The organism is Pseudomonas sp. SGAir0191 (assembly GCF_002812565.2).
Classification (GTDB): Bacteria; Pseudomonadota; Gammaproteobacteria; order Pseudomonadales; family Pseudomonadaceae; genus Aquipseudomonas; species Aquipseudomonas parafulva_B.
This window is the reverse complement of the sequence record NZ_CP025035.2, coordinates 768360-783915: the sequence shown is the minus strand read 5'-3', so window position 1 is coordinate 783915 and position 15556 is coordinate 768360. Positions and strand designations below refer to the sequence as shown.

General features: G+C 57.5%; 17 protein-coding genes. 3 read left to right on the top strand and 14 right to left on the bottom strand.

The window, feature by feature from the left end:
* Positions 1-83: 83 nt before the first annotated feature.
* Together CWR53_RS03520 and CWR53_RS03515 are read left to right on the top strand one after the other, a co-directional pair.
* Positions 84-1007, top strand: a complete 924-nt coding sequence (locus CWR53_RS03520) for a hypothetical protein (RefSeq protein WP_100850846.1) — start codon at positions 84-86, stop codon at positions 1005-1007.
* 9 nt (positions 1008-1016) lie between these two features.
* On the top strand, positions 1017-1625 hold the full coding sequence (locus tag CWR53_RS03515; protein ID WP_100850845.1) for a hypothetical protein: 609 nt from the start codon (positions 1017-1019) through the stop codon (positions 1623-1625).
* A 69-nt stretch (positions 1626-1694) separates the two neighbouring features.
* Here the strand turns inward: CWR53_RS03515 and CWR53_RS03510 are convergent, their stop codons facing one another.
* A complete protein-coding gene (locus tag CWR53_RS03510) occupies positions 1695-1877 on the bottom strand; it encodes a hypothetical protein (protein ID WP_100850844.1) in 183 nt (60 codons plus the stop codon).
* A gap of 722 nt (positions 1878-2599) precedes the next feature.
* Here CWR53_RS03510 and CWR53_RS03500 point away from each other — a divergent pair.
* Complete coding sequence (locus CWR53_RS03500) at positions 2600-2797, top strand: AlpA family transcriptional regulator (protein WP_100850842.1); 198 nt, start codon at positions 2600-2602, stop codon at positions 2795-2797.
* A 71-nt stretch (positions 2798-2868) separates the two neighbouring features.
* Here CWR53_RS03500 and CWR53_RS03495 read toward each other — a convergent pair whose 3' ends face one another.
* The 13 genes from CWR53_RS03495 to CWR53_RS03435 form a co-directional block, all read right to left on the bottom strand.
* Entirely contained in the window at positions 2869-3114 is a 246-nt protein-coding gene (locus tag CWR53_RS03495; RefSeq protein WP_100850841.1) for a pyocin activator PrtN family protein, read from the bottom strand.
* Positions 3115-3177: 63 nt separating this feature from the next.
* On the bottom strand, positions 3178-3402 hold the full coding sequence (locus CWR53_RS03490) for a hypothetical protein (protein ID WP_100852580.1): 225 nt from the start codon (positions 3400-3402) through the stop codon (positions 3178-3180).
* Between the two features lie 151 nt (positions 3403-3553).
* Positions 3554-4336: a hypothetical protein gene (locus CWR53_RS03485; protein ID WP_100850840.1), complete on the bottom strand. Its 783-nt coding sequence runs from the start codon at positions 4334-4336 to the stop codon at positions 3554-3556.
* Positions 4337-4525: 189 nt separating this feature from the next.
* Complete coding sequence (locus CWR53_RS03480) at positions 4526-4810, bottom strand: hypothetical protein (RefSeq protein ID WP_258313203.1); 285 nt, start codon at positions 4808-4810, stop codon at positions 4526-4528.
* A complete protein-coding gene (locus CWR53_RS03475; RefSeq protein ID WP_100850839.1) occupies positions 4807-5184 on the bottom strand; it encodes a hypothetical protein in 378 nt (125 codons plus the stop codon). The genes CWR53_RS03480 and CWR53_RS03475 overlap by 4 nt, the downstream gene beginning before the upstream one ends.
* The gene (locus tag CWR53_RS03470; protein WP_100850838.1) at positions 5181-5618 is read right to left on the bottom strand and encodes a structural protein P5; all 438 of its coding nucleotides are present in this window, start codon (positions 5616-5618) and stop codon (positions 5181-5183) included. Before CWR53_RS03470 ends, CWR53_RS03475 begins: the two co-directional genes overlap by 4 nt.
* A gap of 57 nt (positions 5619-5675) precedes the next feature.
* Positions 5676-6449 carry a hypothetical protein gene (locus CWR53_RS03465; protein ID WP_100850837.1) on the bottom strand — a complete coding sequence of 258 codons (774 nt, stop codon included), beginning with the start codon at positions 6447-6449 and terminating at the stop codon, positions 5676-5678.
* Between the two features lie 4 nt (positions 6450-6453).
* Positions 6454-8712, bottom strand: a complete 2259-nt coding sequence (locus tag CWR53_RS03460; protein ID WP_100850836.1) for a hypothetical protein — start codon at positions 8710-8712, stop codon at positions 6454-6456.
* An 83-nt stretch (positions 8713-8795) separates the two neighbouring features.
* Positions 8796-9251 carry a hypothetical protein gene (locus CWR53_RS03455; protein ID WP_100850835.1) on the bottom strand — a complete coding sequence of 152 codons (456 nt, stop codon included), beginning with the start codon at positions 9249-9251 and terminating at the stop codon, positions 8796-8798.
* A gap of 9 nt (positions 9252-9260) precedes the next feature.
* Positions 9261-12263 carry a host specificity factor TipJ family phage tail protein gene (locus CWR53_RS03450; protein ID WP_100850834.1) on the bottom strand — a complete coding sequence of 1001 codons (3003 nt, stop codon included), beginning with the start codon at positions 12261-12263 and terminating at the stop codon, positions 9261-9263.
* Positions 12260-12640, bottom strand: a complete 381-nt coding sequence (locus CWR53_RS03445; protein WP_100850833.1) for a nitrite transporter — start codon at positions 12638-12640, stop codon at positions 12260-12262. The genes CWR53_RS03450 and CWR53_RS03445 overlap by 4 nt, the downstream gene beginning before the upstream one ends.
* On the bottom strand, positions 12637-13116 hold the full coding sequence (locus CWR53_RS03440) for a DUF1833 domain-containing protein (protein ID WP_100850832.1): 480 nt from the start codon (positions 13114-13116) through the stop codon (positions 12637-12639). The genes CWR53_RS03445 and CWR53_RS03440 overlap by 4 nt, the downstream gene beginning before the upstream one ends.
* Positions 13113-15554 carry a phage tail tape measure protein gene (locus tag CWR53_RS03435; protein ID WP_100850831.1) on the bottom strand — a complete coding sequence of 814 codons (2442 nt, stop codon included), beginning with the start codon at positions 15552-15554 and terminating at the stop codon, positions 13113-13115. The genes CWR53_RS03440 and CWR53_RS03435 overlap by 4 nt, the downstream gene beginning before the upstream one ends.
* Positions 15555-15556 lie beyond the last annotated feature (2 nt).

Genomic DNA, 15556 nt, shown 5'->3' with positions numbered 1-15556 from the left:
CGATGCATGGAAGCGCCACTACGTTCACGGAAAGCCTACCCAGCAGCGCCGAATGAAACGCAAATGGAGTGGTGGGTTGCGCAATGCTTGAACTGAACAGCCGGTACGTCATTTTCTATGGTTTGTCTCTGGCTCCCGTCCCGCTGACCGGGCCTAAACCGGACATTGAGCAATGCGTTCTGGCGTTAAGGCGAAAATTCCAAAAGGGTGAGCTCTACTTGATGCTTGACGGTGACACAGCATGCATCCGTGTGGCCGACATGCGGGTGAACACTGAAAAAAAACTCGCCGCTATTTTGTTCCAGTATGCAGACAAGAACGTCGCGGATCCGGTTTTCAGCGATTTGTCCTCAGGAAAGCTCCGTCAAGAGACCAAGCTAAACGGGGAAGGCATAGCGATTTCCGCTCACTCACTGCTATCGCTAGAACCTACTAAACCAGGCGGTAGCGAGTTCAAGCTTTTGCTAGAGGACGTGCCTGGAATCGGTAAAACGAAAATCGAGAGATTCTTGAAGCACTTCCTCAGAGCGCTTCTATCAGGAACATACAAAGAAGCTGGAACCAGCAAAGTTATAAGTACATACCCCACCGTGTCGCTCGAGGCATTTGCGAGCAAAAGCCTGAGAGATGATCTTGAATCTGGAACCCTTAACCACATAGAGCTGACAAGGGAAGTCCCGATCAAAGTTCTCGACGAACTAACAGAAACTGGCAAGATCGTAAACACCGTAAAGGTAAAAACCAAAGACAAACCTCACGGGGAACAGGCTGTAAGCTTTATCAACAAAGTAAAAAACTATGGTAAAATTCATCGATTTGATGATGTGAAAGTAGTTTTCAAAAGAGCTAACGGAAAGCAGAAAACAGTAAACTTTTCCAGTCTTCGCGAGGACGCAGGCGATCTGTGTTTTGGGAAGGTAGAGCAAGTACAGGTCAAGCACGATTTGAGTCAGTGCACCAGCTCAATTGATGCTACTCTTTTGAAAGAAATCAAAAAACTTCTATGAGGTTTGAAGATGATTCACACATTTAAGCGAATTTTTGTACCGCTTTCATATCTATGGGTGCGGCGTCAAGGCAAGCTATTCGAGGAGTGTGGGCTCCCTCTCCTTATGACACTGCTCACATTGGCAGCAGTCCTGTTGGCTGGCGACAAATTTTCAGTATATGGAACGCCAGGCCTAATCGCTTCTATCACCAGCTATCTACAGTTATTGAGTGGATTCTTCATAACCGCTCTTGCTGCCATTGCGACATTCAATCGTGAAGGTATGGACGATGAAATGCTCGGCGATCCACCTACGCTTGAACGCGGAGTGCCAGAAAGATTATCTCGCCGTCGCTTCTTATGTTTCTTGTTTGGGTACCTAGCATTTGGCTCCATTGCCCTGTACATAGCCGGTACGATCATAACGTTATCTGCGCCTGCTCTGCTTGGACATTTATCGCAGAATGCTATCTTGGCTTTGCGCTGGTCGGTTCTTACTGTCTATTTATTCTGCACCTTTAACATTCTCATCACCAGCTTACTCGGCATGTACTATCTAACAGATAAACTTCACCGACCCCTCCCAGCAAAATCCAACACTGAGGTTTATCAGGAACAGCCCAGAGATGAAATTTGATCAACTATGCGGTGCATAGCGTCTCTGCACCGCTACAATTCGGATCGACAATGTCTGCCAGTCAAATGATTAATGCCTTTTGATGACATGCACGCCATCCACATGAAATCGATAGTCGGTCGCAGCCTGGAACTGAGCCTCGCAGATCAGGCGCAAGCGCTCTACCTTTTCTGGAGGGTCGCCACACTCCTTGGCCTCGAGGTACTCCCGAAACGCTTCAGCGGCCTGCAGGTATATTGGATGGTCCGGCATGACTGGATCGTTCTGGCTCACTGCGACCGCCCCAGCTACTTGGTCAGACCATTATAGGTCGCCTCACAGGCCGAGCCGGCTATTCGACTTCGCTCAAGCGCTTTTGCCGATCCAGGGGCATGCTAATTTTTCCGCCCTCGAATGTAGGCGGATCACGTCATTCTTCCTAAAGCGGATTCTAACCTCAATTTTGTTCTTTTTGAGGTGAGGTTATCGGCAAGCGAAAACCGCCGCCTCCAGCTCCTTCTCGTAGCCAATCCGCTGCCGGCGCTCAGTAAGCAACTCCCACCTTCATTTCTAGGCTGTCGGTCCTGCGCAGGATGGCGGCCGCCACCCCGGTAGCGGACTGTCGATGCCTGATGGCAATTGCAAGAGACCTTGCAGGCTGCTGGCTCTCGCAGCAAACTGGGCGTAGCTCGTGCTACTCAGCAGACCTCAGCGAGATTCCCGACTATGGAGCCTGAAATTCTCCACATCCCGGAACTGGCCAGGCTATTCGGCCGCTCCGAATCCGCAATACGAAGCGCCATGCAAATTAAAGCGCCGTGGCTACCTCCACATTTCAAGCAAGGCCAACGAATCTGCTGGCGCCTTGAGTCTGTCCGAGCATTTCTCACAGATTGGGAAAAAAGTGGTGGCGAGCAATCGAGGCCTGGGCGGAAGCGGAAAACACCTCCAACGCTTGTCAAAGTTAGGTAGGAAATCAGGATCTGGAGACACGTATGATTTCAGCCACGACTGACCGATTCATGCGAATTAACGAGGTGATCGCCGTGACGGGATTGGGAAGGAACACCATCTACCGGCGAATGCGTGAGGGCACGTTTCCGAAGCAAATTCGGCTGGGCCCTAACTCCGTTGCATGGCTAGAGTCCAGTATTTCAGCGTGGATGTCATCTCTTGTAGAGAACGCACACTAGCAGAAAGACCGACTGTGACAGAAGATAGCTACCTCGGATTCTTCTCTACATCATAGCTACCGAGCTTCGCTTCACATTCCTTTCTGAGCTTCTTTACGGCGAGCATCAATGTATGCTGCGAGGTCAGACAGATGCACGCCTCGAAACGACTTCTGGCTGTTCTCCATGGCGATTAGCGGCAAGCGGATCTCGCCGCGGGCGATCTTCTGTTTCAGCTTTTCCGGGCTCAGATGAGGAAAATAGTCAGCGCACACCCTAGCTAGCGGTATCACTACCAAGCCATCGTATTGAGCCAGAAGCAAAAACTCAGTTCTCATCGAATCACACTTAAACTTAAAAAATAGGCGCCGCTATACAGCGGGTCTTGCTGGAAAGTCCATCTAGTGCAGGGGTGGAAGGATTTTGCCCCTGGCCTTCGCAACGACACGAAGTTGGTAGTCAGAAACCGCCTGGGCCAATGACTCGGAATGGAGTCGCAGGCGCTCTAACTCCTCGGGGGGCGCGCCATAATCCCTAGCTTCCCAGTACCGTTTGAGAGCCTCCATCGACTGCTCAATCAGCGGTTCGCCTGCCTCAACGGCAGCGGCAAATTCATCCTTGTCCATAGGGGATACCCTTAGTTGGTCAGGCATTATAGGGCTCCTCGCAGGCCTGACCCGCTATTCGGAACCGGACATAGGCTTTCGTCAAATCTACAGCTCTATCCTCAGCTTGTGCGAGCGGGGGGCGGAGAGAATTTGGGTCGCATGCCCCCTGTCAATCCTTTGGAAAATGTTGCTTACGACCCGTCCAATTGAAGCAAGCAATCACATCCTGCATCATTTGTAAAAGCTTGCTCATAGAAGCAGCTGATATATCGACCTCACCGTAATGCCCATTAGCCATAGTGGTCCCGTATTTTGTTCCGTTAATGGAAACCCCTATAATCAAACCTGAACTGGATCTGGCAATATTGTTGTCAATAGCTTGAGGTACCAATTCACGCCCACCGTTCCTTTTCCCCCGCACTCTATCTTCCATGTGATGAGCAGAATTCCTAACTTCCCGTAAATCTGGGAAAAGCCCTTTCATCTTTCCTGATAACTCACTTGCCGCCGATGGAGCATTGGGAATTTTAGTAAAAGCCTCAAGCCCTCTATCAAACTCGTCGAGAGCGTATACAAAAGCTCTAGCAAAAATAATCAAGGCGCTTTTTTCCAAACTTTTGGAACCGCGACCTTCCTTCCACATTTCCAACTTGTAGGCTTTATCCACCTGAAAGCTATACTCTGAAGAGTTCAGGGGAGTCTCTTCACCTAGACTTTCGAACAAAGAGCCCCGCAATTCTAATTTACGTGAATGACCCTGGGACCATAAAGCCATAGGGTCATCGCTTTCATCCTCATGCTTATCGCAAGACTCGTTGAATAAGTTTAACGCTGCGTTTGCCGAGATAAAACTTGAAACCAGATGATCAAACACCGCCCTCAGCTCTCTGGAGGTTTCGATATCATGGAAATTCAGCCAACTACCCGGAACCTCAAAATGAAAGATAATCATCCCTGCCCCCGAATTGTGTTAACTATGGCCAAACAGATAGATCGATTCTAGCTCATCTATCATATCTCGCTAGCAGATCTGAGCCGCAACCTGGCTCATGCGCCTCTCATAGCTTATAACTTGCCAATGCTGTTGGTAGACCCAGCATCGTAGGTATCGGGGAGAATTGCAGCGCGATCGGCCATGCGGTCAGCGGCATACGCCGGCTGCAGCCACCAATTCTTTTTCAAATCCGATTCTCTGGCGGCGCTCCGCCAGCAGAGCTCTCACCTTCACCTCAAGGCTATCGGTCCTGCGCAGGCTGGCAGCGGCCCAGGTCGGCACGGCCACCTCCGGCGCGCGGCACGGCACCTGCACTGGCACCTCGACGCGCACGGTTCGAATCTCCGGCTCGGCCTGGCCTGCACAGCCCACAAGCAGAAGAAAGCCTGCGAGCACACCCACCCCTCGCAGGGATTGGCTTGCAATGGTCATAAGCCAAGCTCCTTGTCGATTATCAAGGTGGCAGCCACACACTGGTCCCCACCGGTCCGTTCCTGCTGAAGTCGATTGGCTGCTTGGTAGTCGGGCTCGGCACTGGCGCGGGCGTCGGCTACCGCCTTCTCGGCGGCGACCTTGCGCTGCTGGGCGGCCAGCTGCAGGTCACCCAGTGCCTTGCCCTGCTCGTTGGCCAGGGCGACCAGGTTATCTCGGGCCTGCTGGCACTGTCCTACCTGCTGCGCCAAGTCAGCAGCGTTGGCGCGGGCATCTTGGATCTGGCCGTGTTGCCACCAGATAACGCCGGCGGCGGCCAAGGCCAGCAACAGCCAGAGCGGTATGGCCTTCAATACCGCAAGCACGGCGTTCATGCCAGGGCCCGCCGCACACCTTCGTCGATGATCGCCGGCGTGTACGGGTTGCTGCCGTTCTCATGGATGATGATGCTGACCACCATCCCGCGCAGAACAGCGGGGTCTTTAATGTTGATCACGTCCGTGGTCCGCACGCCGATTCGCTTGGCCACCGCAGAGGCGTACGCCTGGGTATCGTTCTCATTGCTGGGCGCCCAGCGGTTGATGGTCTCGAGCACGGTGTCGATGCCCTTCCCGCCCACGCCGGGCATACCGTCCTTGCCCCGGTAGTTGATCAACAGCTTGCCCAGGGCGCGGATGCCGTTTTCTGGCGTGTCGAAGATGGCGAAGCGGCCGCCCGGCTCCTTGCCGATCTGGCCTTGCCAGTCGTTGCGGGGGTTGTAGTCAATATTGCCGGGGTTGCGATTGCGGATGCCGCGAGGTGTGGACATACTTTTCTCCAGGCGAAAAAAAGCCCGCACTAGGCGGGCCGTATCGTTGTTTGGGCTTTAGGCCGCAGCAGCGGCTTCCAAGAGCATCGCTTCAAAGGCGATGAGGTCTTCGCCTTTTAGTGCCGCCTCGAATGCTGCGAAAGCATTGGTGGACATTGGACGAGTCGAGATAGCCCTGCCCGTGCCGGCGGTGCGCATGCCACCTAGCATCAGCTCTTTATGGAGGCTGACGGTTTTGATGGCTGCGACGGTGCTGGAGTACATTTCAACGCCGTTGTACCGAATGCTCAGCTTGCCAGCCCCTCGGTCGAAGATGACAACCACTGCGGTAAGTTTGTCTGCGGCCAGTTTGATCGGCCAGGCTCCTGAGACCGAGGATGCGATACTGATCGAGCCAAACACCCAGCTCGTTTGCCCTGTAGGCGTCAAGTCTGAGTAGACGCCCCAAGGAGCTGGGACGGATGTATTCAATTCCGATTCGGAAACACTGCCAAAACTGAGGTCAATCCCGCAGACGCAACCAACCGTGAACGAGCCCGCTGTCTCCAGCGGCATGTTGAGTGCGTTGGCCAAGGCGCTGACTTTGTAACCCTTCTTGCCGTTCGCCATCGTCACGAAATTCGCTCCCGGCTGCGAAACGCCGTAGCTAGGGATCACGCCGTCAGTTACCCGATCAAGCACTGCACCGGTGGTCACATCCCATTCAAAGAGCCCAGGCCAGTGCCTCAGCCCTGCAATGTTGGCGACGTTGATCTCTGCCTCGGACACGTCGAGTTTTGGCAGTCCCGGCACCGAAGCCGAGCCGGGGAAAGTCAGGATAGAGCGAGGCATAGATTCAGATCTCCAAATTGATCGAGAAAGCGCAGAGCCAGTTGTAGAGAGGCGTCATGTCGTAGCGAGAGAAATCGCGCAGGTCGGTATCACGGATACACCCGCGGCGTCCGTTACCGTTCTGCGGGGAGTTCAGCGTGGACTGAAGGGCGTAAGTCAGAGTTGTGCCAGCGGCAATGGCCGCAGTTGTGGTGATCACGATAGAAACGCCGTCTGCCCCGACTGCTACGGTGCTGATGGTTCCAGCGGACAGCTGGAAACCGTAGTTGCCAGGATCGCTGACAATAGCGGTGTCGATGGCCAGCTTCCCGATTGGCCCGCTCGTACCAGCATTGCCATCCGGCAGATTGTTCAGGCGCAGCGTGATCTTCGAACCCGATACAGCGGCCGACATGACCTTGAGCGGCTGCCATTTGCCACTGACCTGGGTCAGGCGCTCGGCCCTGGCCTCAAGTTCGCCCATCTTGATGTAGCCTGGGGCTTGCATGTGGTAGGTGTCCCAGTACGGATAGGCATATTTCGGCCCGACCATAATGATGTTCGGGTTCTCGTTGTGCGACTGCAGCTGGGCCAACGGGATCTGCGGGATGGTGCCAGGGTCGCCCGTCAGCATCTGCGAAATGAAAGCCACTGGAGGCACAGCTTGGCCGGTGATCGCAACGATGTCGCCCCGGTAGTCACTGACCCACTCTGCCATCATGGCCACGTACTGGGCCTGTGTGGTGTTGCTTTGGCTTTCCCCGTGAACGATCGAGATGCTTGGCACCACGTAGTCCAGCCCCATGCTCTCGGCAATTGCTTTGGCGGTGGTCACCTGCGATATGGCATTGGTGTACGTGGCGGTACCCTTTTTGATGCCGGCGTAGGCCGTGCCACCCAGCGCGGAGACGCTGTACAGCATTTGCGGCGCAACAGAGGTCGTGCGCTCATGCCACTTACGCGTAGCCAGCATGAAGGACGTTGCCGGGGTTTCGCCCAGAACACCGGAAACGTATTCGCGAACAGGCTCGAACGCCGTTGTTCCTTCCCATGCTGTTGGCCTGGGACCGCCAGCGAGCGTCCATAGCTTGTCGGTGTAGCCAGGCGGCGTCCAAGGGGAGAACAGGTTCCCGCGGATGCCGTTGATCACGTACTCGCCGTTTGGGTCAGGGATGATGCCGCGAGATCCCAGGGCGAGGCTCTGCCCAGTGGAGAGCTTGTGAATCATCACCTTGCCGTCGCGAACCACCCTGCCGTCCTGGGTAATGGTGTACGGAACTAAGCCCCCAGCCGTTACCTTCAGGGCCCGGATGATGTCGAAATCGGTACATTGCGCAGAGAACCACTCACCAGTGTTGGTTACCTGCTTCGCACCATCTGGCCCATACGACCATACCTGCCCACCGCTGATCGCGGCATATCGCTTTGGCGCAGGCTTTTGGCCCTGCAACTCGATCTGTTTGCCGTCATACGTGATGAGCGGGTCATCTGGTGCATCGACACCGCCAGTTTTGAGCATTACAGAATCGCCAGACACCAGGACAACTGGGTCGGGATAGGCCCGACTGCGTGGGCGCACCAATGAGCGCAGTGTTGGAATGGGGGTTCTGCCAAGTACTGGGACGGTTCCCTTGGTCTTCGAAGGACCGCGCGGAACCTTTTTGTGAGCACCAAAAAGCATTTGCGCTCCTGCTGCGCCAGCAATCAATGGGGTATTGCCGCTTACCTGCCCGCGCGGCCGCTTTTTAATACTGACTTGCTTCCTGAGATCCTCTACCACTGCGCTCATGGCTGGCTGATTAGCGAATCGAACCCAGGTCTTGGTCGTGTTGTTCCAGGAAGACCAGCCATTCAATGCAGGGATGGGATCGGCATCGACCACAGCAACAACGCCGTCCCGCGTCTGTGGGTCGGCTCGCATGGCCTCATCTGTCGCGTACCGCTTGTTGTTGAGGTCGTCGCCCAGCGCTGCTGCCGTTGCGAGCATATCGGCCTTTGCTTCGGCCTCCGCCGCGTCTACTGCATCAACTGACTCACCAATGTCCTGGATGCCTTCGTCGCGTGCAGCATTCACCGCAGATTTCGCCGCAGCTACGGTTGGGCCAACCTCGTTCTTGGCATTGATGACCAGGTTGTGGAAGGCCTGATAGGTGTTGCGCGGGCGCCCGAACCTGTCGAGGAAGGTTTCCTCGGTGCTGTTCATCCCCTGATCAAGGTTCGTCGAGTTATCGAACAGGTCGCGCGGATCGCTGGAACCCAGTGGGTTGTTGGTGTTGTAAGCCATGTTTACTCCGGGCACAAAAAAGCCCGCACTGGGCGGGCATGCTCGTGGGCTCCGGCTTTGCCGGATAGCTGAAAGGATGGGTACTACTGGGCCTCAGGCCACTCCCGGTTGATAGCCAGGTCCACGATCGGAGAGCCGGCGATAATGTCTGGGTAGTTGGCCCAAGGACCTTTGATAATCGGGCGCTCCCACAGCTCAAGGCTGGCCGAGAATGACCAGTTGCTCTGACCCACCAAGGTGGGGCCTTCGTAGATGTCCACAAACCGGGCCTTGTAAACGCCAATGCCGCCCGGGACCTTCAGCGGACACTCAAACCATTGGCTACCAGACACGAGCTGCTCATCGAACCAGGCCTCGAACGCCAGCGCCTGCGCATCGCTGAATATCCAGCGCACCGCGGCGACTGTTGGAACGCTCTTGTAAAGCCGCCGCTGCACAGATCGCCCGCTGACCTTGTTGGATCTGCGAATCGGGCTGACGGGGGTGAAGCCGTAGCCCTCGCGCAGCGGCATGGGCAACGATTTTGGGTAGACCACCATGATCGGTCCTTATGTCGGTGCGAAGCCGTCATCGTCGGCGTAATAGTCATCTCGATATTCGAGAGCCGTGAAGTCGCAACTGCCGTCGCTGCCCGGGTTAATCTCGCTCATCATTGCGCTGTAGCCCACCTGGGTTGAATCAGCGAACAGCAGCCTTGCTGGCTCAATGGCCGGGTCGTCAATGATCAAGTCGAAGTCCAGATCGCCGGCATAGATGCTCAGCTCGTATTCGCCCACCCGTACAGGCACGAGCAGTGGGGTGGCCGATCCATCGTGCCGGCGGATCAGGATGCGTGGGTTGGCCAGATTCCAGTCCAGAGGCTCGGTTACCTCAAGCACAACCCGATCATCCACGGCCCGGGCGCCCACGATCAGCGCCGACTGGCTGGTACCGGGGATGTCATCAGCAAGTGCCACCCGGTCGAATCGCTCGTAGCAAAGCACCTCAAGGTCAGTGGTGCCGGAGTAGGACCAGCGCTGCGATTGATGCTTGCGCAGCACCCGCATACCGATTCGCCAGGCCCGGTCTCTATCCACCACCCCATCCACGGTGATGGCGTCCACCTTCAGCCCCAGGCTGTCCCCCAGCCGGCAGGGCACAGTTTCCTCAGACCAAGTGTGGGAATCGACGTACTTCACATCGACCCCATCAAAGTCATCTTGACCTGGGGCCACAAAGGTGGCGGTCAGTTCTTCTTCCAGTTCGTGGTTGGTGATGGTGCCGCGCACCGGCTGAACGCCTTCGCGGATAGCGCTGATCAATCCCTCGGTCAGCGTCAGGTGACTCATGCCGGCGGCGAAGATCGTCTGCAGCACCTCCCTCACCGAGGACGACTCGGTGTACTCCAGGTCGAAGGTTTCACCCCGGGGCGTCCAGTGGGACGACTCCAGTTCGTTCAGCTTCGGCGTGTCCACCTCATCGGCAGGGATGCCAAGGCTGTTGAGCACGTGCTGGGCGGCCCCGCTGATCGACCTGCCTGGGGCATCTTCGTACAGCCGCTCAGCCACCAGGCTCACGCGACGATCAGATTGAGCGCCCAGGCGATCCCCGGTTCGAATGGTGGCGGTGAAGATCGTAACCCCAGGGTAGCTTGCAGGGGCCTCCAGTCGAGAGCGGAGCCCGTACCAGTACACGGTGTCCCGGGTGTTGCCACCGCTTTCGGGTAGCTCGCGCCTCAGGCGGAACTGGGGCCGCATCTTGTAGGGCAGCGTGCGCCGGAAGGTGAAGCCGATGGCGTCCTCGGTGTTGGCCTGCAATGCGTGAGTTTCTCGGTTCCAGGGCCCGCCGACAGCGGCGTCACGCCACTCCACCACGATGCTGACCGAGCTGCCCCGGCGGTGACCGTTGCTCTTGTACCAGGCCAGGCCACCAGGTAGGTGAAAGTCATACTCCACGGTGTCGGTGAGCTCCTGCTCGGGTACCGCCATGAATGGGCCCAGCCAGTTCACGCTGGCGGCCCCGTCCGCCCCCAGGGAGAAGTCCAGCAGCGTCCGCACAGAGAAGCCGTTCCAGCCGGTATCAACCGCGCCGGTGTCCTTTAGGCGGCGGACCGTCATCGTCAGGCCGTCGATACTGTCGATCGTGTAGCGATGGCCACGGTAACCCAGCGCCAGGCGCTGCGAACCATCCTCAAGCCCGGCAAACGGTGTGCCGTTCTCGTAGTTAAGTTCGATGAACGCTTGCTGCTCAGGGACACCCCCTGCCGAGGCCGAGCCAACCGTATAGACCGGAGCCACCCCAAACACTGCGACCGGTGCATTTGACTGGGACAGCGTACCGCCGCGGTAGGGGCTACTCGGCTCAGCAATCAGCAGCCGGCCAGAGTTGTCTTGAGCCGTCAGCCCCATGCCTTCCAATTGGGAGGTGACCGCAGACACCAGGCCGCTCATGTTCAGGTAGTTGGAAGCCAACGAGATGCTGCGAGTACTGCCCCGGTAGGTGATGGTCCACACAGCCGGCGAGGCTGCAAAATCATAGGTGGTCGGAGCAGCACTCGCCTGGACCGACGAAGGGCTGCCGCCGCTACCCGGTACTGGCGGCACGTAGGCCGAGTAATTGGCTACCACCAGGTCGTAGTCCACATCAGTGGACAACGTCACCTTCATTCCCACAAATGGCGCCAAGTCAGCCAGGGCCCCAGATATGCGGTCGTACTCGCCAACACTCGTCACCGTGTAGCTGTTGGGCGTACGCATCGTGATGGTCAGCCCAGGCGCCCATTCCTCAGGGAATTCGGGGTTCTCGCCGGCAAGGCTGACACTCAGGCCGCCCAGCACCAAAGCATCGGCGATGACGGATGTGCCGCCGGTAGCTGTTGAGGCCGTATCCAGCCCGGAGGTGCCAGCATCCGTACCACCCACCTCCCCTACCGAGTACCAGTTCTCGGCCCGGGCGTCGCCGTCCAGGCTTTCGCCAGGCCCATACATGGCGTAGGACACATCGGTGCCAAAGGCAGCCAGCGGTGTGTCGCCGATCTTGATGCTGCTCGGCAGTATTGAGTGCGATCCCGCGCCCACGCACAGGCAGAGGCTGGTGTGCAGCTCGCGCTGGTTCACAAAACGCGACACCGGCTGCACCACATAGTCCGGGTACACCTTGTAACGGCCCAGGATCTCGCGCACCGGTTCGTTGACCTTGGCCCGGTTGGCTTTGGCAGGGTTCAAGTCGATGGAGTCGCCCTGCCCTGGCTGCGACACGCCGGGGGTCTTCATGGTCATGACCATGATGACCGCCACGGCCGCGATGGCCACGGCGGCCCATGCGGCAATGGCTGCACCCGTGGCCCGGGCCTCGGGATAGATGCAGACATCGGTGTCAGGCAACACCACGAACTCGGCCCAGTCCGCGACAGGTAGGGTCACACCGTCGACCTGGATGAAGATCGGCTGCTCCCGCTCGAGCGAGAACTCGGGCGCCTGGCGGCGCAGCCAATCAATCAGCAGAACTGGCTCCCGGATGGTGTGCGACTCTAACGGCTCGCCCTCAAGGGCACTGGGGTAAAGCCTGATCATCGGTAGTACTCCACCCGGGAAAACCGGCGCTCAAATCGGCGCAGCGGGGTCAAGCTGACGTTGCGTTTGGGGTTGATCTCCAGCACCTCCAAAGCCCCTGCCACCTCCACTACGATGGCCACATGGTCTTGGACCTGACCCCGGTAGGCCGCCGCCACCGCCAGGTGGCCAGCAGCGCAAGGGGTCACCTCAGCCTGGATCATCTCGTTGCAGGCCCGCACGAAGCCGCCATCGGCCTTGCGCATCTCCGCCCACTCTGGCCAGGCCGGCAGGCCAACGTCGCGTCGAACCTCAAGCACCAGCCCATAACAGTCGACGTGCGGCCACAGTCGACCGCCCTCGACGTAGACGCCGAGGGTGTATTTATCGAGGTTCATAGGTAGCGCAGCCCTGGGAATTTTCTGAGGTTGTAGGTGTTACGTGGCCAGCGTGTGTCGAGCAGGTCGAAGTAGCCGGCGGTAATTGATACCTGGGTGGCGGTGACCGAACCGCCCTTGATCTTGAACCGGTGCGGGGCATGCGCCGGCGCGCCCAGGTCATCGGAGGTGTAAACCCGATAGATCAGGGACATGCTCCGGCCATCCCGTAGAGCTGCGCGGATGAAGCCCGACGCGATGCCGTCGATGTTGCTCAGTGCGAAGGTCAGGTCCTGGGTGCCGTCGTCATTTCGCGCCGGCAGGGCCAGGTCCATGCCGCATGGCGTGCACACCACTACCTGACCTGTCTCCAATGTGATGGTCAGTTCGTCCCAGCCCTTGGTCATCCAGTAGGTGGTGATCCCATCGGTGATCTCGAGCACTTCATGAATGATCTCCGGGCCAGAGCTGGCGTACAGCCGCTTGAGGATGCTCATCGCGCAGCCCTCTTGACGCCCCAGCCAGTTGCCAAAGCCCTGGACACATCGCCATTTCCCCTGGCCAGGTCGCCCGCGATCTGTTTCTTCGCTTCGCGGATGAACACCTTCAGCTGATTGCCATCCTGTTCCAAGCCAACCTGGGCAGGGATATTTTGGTGGATATCGACATTCATCGTTACGCCGCCGGGCTTGGAAGTGGAATCAATACTGTTGGCCCGCTGCAGGTACCCAGTCAGATCCTTGTTCTGCGCCGGGCTCAGCACACGCTCGCCGCCGTCCAGAAGCCAGGTACCCTCCCGCGGGATGTTGTCGATACCAGCGTGGGCCTGACCGGACAGGGCGGATCCAACACCAGTCATCAGCACGCCGGCCGCAGCCGTTGCAGCGATGGCAGCACCAGGCGCAATGGCCGGACCGACATAGGGCACGCCGATCATCGCCGTGAAGGCGCTGAGGCCCGCCATAGCGACCTGAGCGGCGGCGTACGCCAGCAACGAATGCCCAATGGACTGAATGAAGGTCGCGGCGAAGTCCTGGGCGTTGAGCTTGCCGGTTTCCGCCCACTCGGTGAGCATGTCCGTCAGCGAGCTGAACGCTGCAGAGCCAACGTCGCGCATGCTGCTGTAGAGGTCCATGGCCGCCTCAGCCTGGCTGGCGAAGCCGCTGATGAAGCCAGCGGTGCCGTTCTGCTGAAGCTGGTCAACTTTGTCGTAGTAGTCCTGCTGTTTGGCCAATCGCTCTTCAAGCGCATCGGTCAGGATTTTGGTTTCGCGTTCATAGGCCGAATCGGAAACGTCGCCACCCTCGTGGCGCTGCCGCAGGTCCTCCAGCTGATCCCGGTAATCCTGCTCAATGGCCAGCAGATCCAAGGCCCGCTGCTTCATTTCGTCTGTGCTGTATGCATTGAGCAACGGGGCATCCAAAGCACGCTGGTCAATGTCGAGCTGACGTTTAACGCTGGCCCCGAATTCTGATACTGCTTTGTCGTCCTCCTTGGCCTGCTTGAGCTTTTTCAGCTGGTCCAGCTCGGCTGCCAGCCCTTTCAGGCGCTCCTGCTGCTTGGCGCTCAGGCCCGTCATGTTACCCGACTCCAGTTCGAACTGGAGCTTGGCCACTTCAGTGGCCTCTTTGCGCTTGTCAGTTTCGGTGTTGATCAGGGCGATCTGGCGCTTGTAGCCTTCCTCGGCAGTGTCGAACTGGCCTTGGAGCTTATTCGCGGCAGCCTCGGCGGCTTTTGCAGCGGCTTGCTGGTCTGTAGTCAGCGCAGTAAAACTGCCGGCCTGACCCTCCCGCAGCCTTGCGAGCAGATCGGCCAGTTCTTTGATCTGATTAGTGCTTCCCTGCCCTGGCTTCTCGTCGAAAGAGGCTATGAGACTCGCGTAGCCAGTGGCCAGGCCGTCCATCTGGGCTTTGGCGCCACTGATCGTCTTGCCAATGGCATCGACGTTTTTGAAGGCGTTGTAGATCCTGACAGGTGGTAGGTATCGGTCGTACCACTTGGCGTCATCGCCACCGACCATTGCGTTGTCGACATCAGACAGTGTCTTCAGGCCGACACCCAGCAAATGGATGCCAGCAACGGTACCCACGGCAAACTTTCCAAGCGCCCTGAAACTTGCAGCAAGATCATCAGAAACTCGCTTGGCAAGCACTCCATTTATGGTGGTATCACTCAGCCGAGTTGCAAAATTTGCAAGCGTCGGAAGCATAGCGCTTGTGATTTGATTACCAAGGCCGCTGATAGACTGTTCGACCAGCCAATTAGCAGCCTTAAGCTCCTGGGCCGCACGAATGGTCTTCTCATCCATGATTGAACCAGCTGCGGCTGCTGCATCACCAAACCGCTTGAATCCTTCGGAGTTGTTCCTCAGAAGCGGTAACAGCGCTGTCGCGTCACTTGCGATAGCTTCAAGATAGAAGGTCATGTCCGACTGGCTGACCTTAGCTTTCTCGAGCGTGGACACGTAGAGCCCTAGGGCCTGGCTTCCACTTAGGTTACGGAACTGATCAGCCGTGACGCCGACCTTAGGCGCGACCTGCTCGAAGAAGTCAGCCATCCCGCCGCCACCGGTGTTTAGGAAATCACCTACCTTGTCGTTCACATCCTTGAGGATGTCAGCAAGCTTGTCTTGCTCTACGCCTACTGTCTTGGCCCCAACTGCTAGCTTCTGAAAGTCTGTAGTGCTGACGTTTGCAACCGACGCTAGATTGGTTATTTCCGAGGCAGAATTGATGGCGGAAACTGTCATTGCGGTAATCGCAGTGATGCCAGTCGCTAGGCCCGCACCTACAGCTGTACCTACTGCCTTGGCATTTTTTTCGACCTGCTTTCGCCACTTTTCTGAGCTGCGCTCGGCCTTATCCATGCCGGCAACGAAACCGCCTACCTGGGCTATGACATCAAGGGTCAGAGTGCCGAGAGATCTTGACGCCATTG

Excerpts from the sequence above, each read along its gene's own strand:
- CWR53_RS03520 (WP_100850846.1), top strand. The coding sequence starts at position 84 with ATGCTTGAACTGAACAGCCGGTACGTCATTTTCTATGGTTTGTCTCTG.
- CWR53_RS03515 (WP_100850845.1), top strand. The coding sequence starts at position 1,017 with ATGATTCACACATTTAAGCGAATTTTTGTACCGCTTTCATATCTATGG.
- CWR53_RS03510 (WP_100850844.1), bottom strand. The coding sequence starts at position 1,877 with ATGCCGGACCATCCAATATACCTGCAGGCCGCTGAAGCGTTTCGGGAG.
- CWR53_RS03500 (WP_100850842.1), top strand. The coding sequence starts at position 2,600 with ATGATTTCAGCCACGACTGACCGATTCATGCGAATTAACGAGGTGATC.
- CWR53_RS03495 (WP_100850841.1), bottom strand. The coding sequence starts at position 3,114 with ATGAGAACTGAGTTTTTGCTTCTGGCTCAATACGATGGCTTGGTAGTG.
- CWR53_RS03490 (WP_100852580.1), bottom strand. The coding sequence starts at position 3,402 with ATGGACAAGGATGAATTTGCCGCTGCCGTTGAGGCAGGCGAACCGCTG.
- CWR53_RS03485 (WP_100850840.1), bottom strand. The coding sequence starts at position 4,336 with ATGATTATCTTTCATTTTGAGGTTCCGGGTAGTTGGCTGAATTTCCAT.
- CWR53_RS03480 (WP_258313203.1), bottom strand. The coding sequence starts at position 4,810 with ATGACCATTGCAAGCCAATCCCTGCGAGGGGTGGGTGTGCTCGCAGGC.
- CWR53_RS03475 (WP_100850839.1), bottom strand. The coding sequence starts at position 5,184 with ATGAACGCCGTGCTTGCGGTATTGAAGGCCATACCGCTCTGGCTGTTG.
- CWR53_RS03470 (WP_100850838.1), bottom strand. The coding sequence starts at position 5,618 with ATGTCCACACCTCGCGGCATCCGCAATCGCAACCCCGGCAATATTGAC.
- CWR53_RS03465 (WP_100850837.1), bottom strand. The coding sequence starts at position 6,449 with ATGCCTCGCTCTATCCTGACTTTCCCCGGCTCGGCTTCGGTGCCGGGA.
- CWR53_RS03460 (WP_100850836.1), bottom strand. The coding sequence starts at position 8,712 with ATGGCTTACAACACCAACAACCCACTGGGTTCCAGCGATCCGCGCGAC.
- CWR53_RS03455 (WP_100850835.1), bottom strand. The coding sequence starts at position 9,251 with ATGGTGGTCTACCCAAAATCGTTGCCCATGCCGCTGCGCGAGGGCTAC.
- CWR53_RS03450 (WP_100850834.1), bottom strand. The coding sequence starts at position 12,263 with ATGATCAGGCTTTACCCCAGTGCCCTTGAGGGCGAGCCGTTAGAGTCG.
- CWR53_RS03445 (WP_100850833.1), bottom strand. The coding sequence starts at position 12,640 with ATGAACCTCGATAAATACACCCTCGGCGTCTACGTCGAGGGCGGTCGA.
- CWR53_RS03440 (WP_100850832.1), bottom strand. The coding sequence starts at position 13,116 with ATGAGCATCCTCAAGCGGCTGTACGCCAGCTCTGGCCCGGAGATCATT.
- CWR53_RS03435 (WP_100850831.1), bottom strand. The coding sequence starts at position 15,554 with ATGGCGTCAAGATCTCTCGGCACTCTGACCCTTGATGTCATAGCCCAG.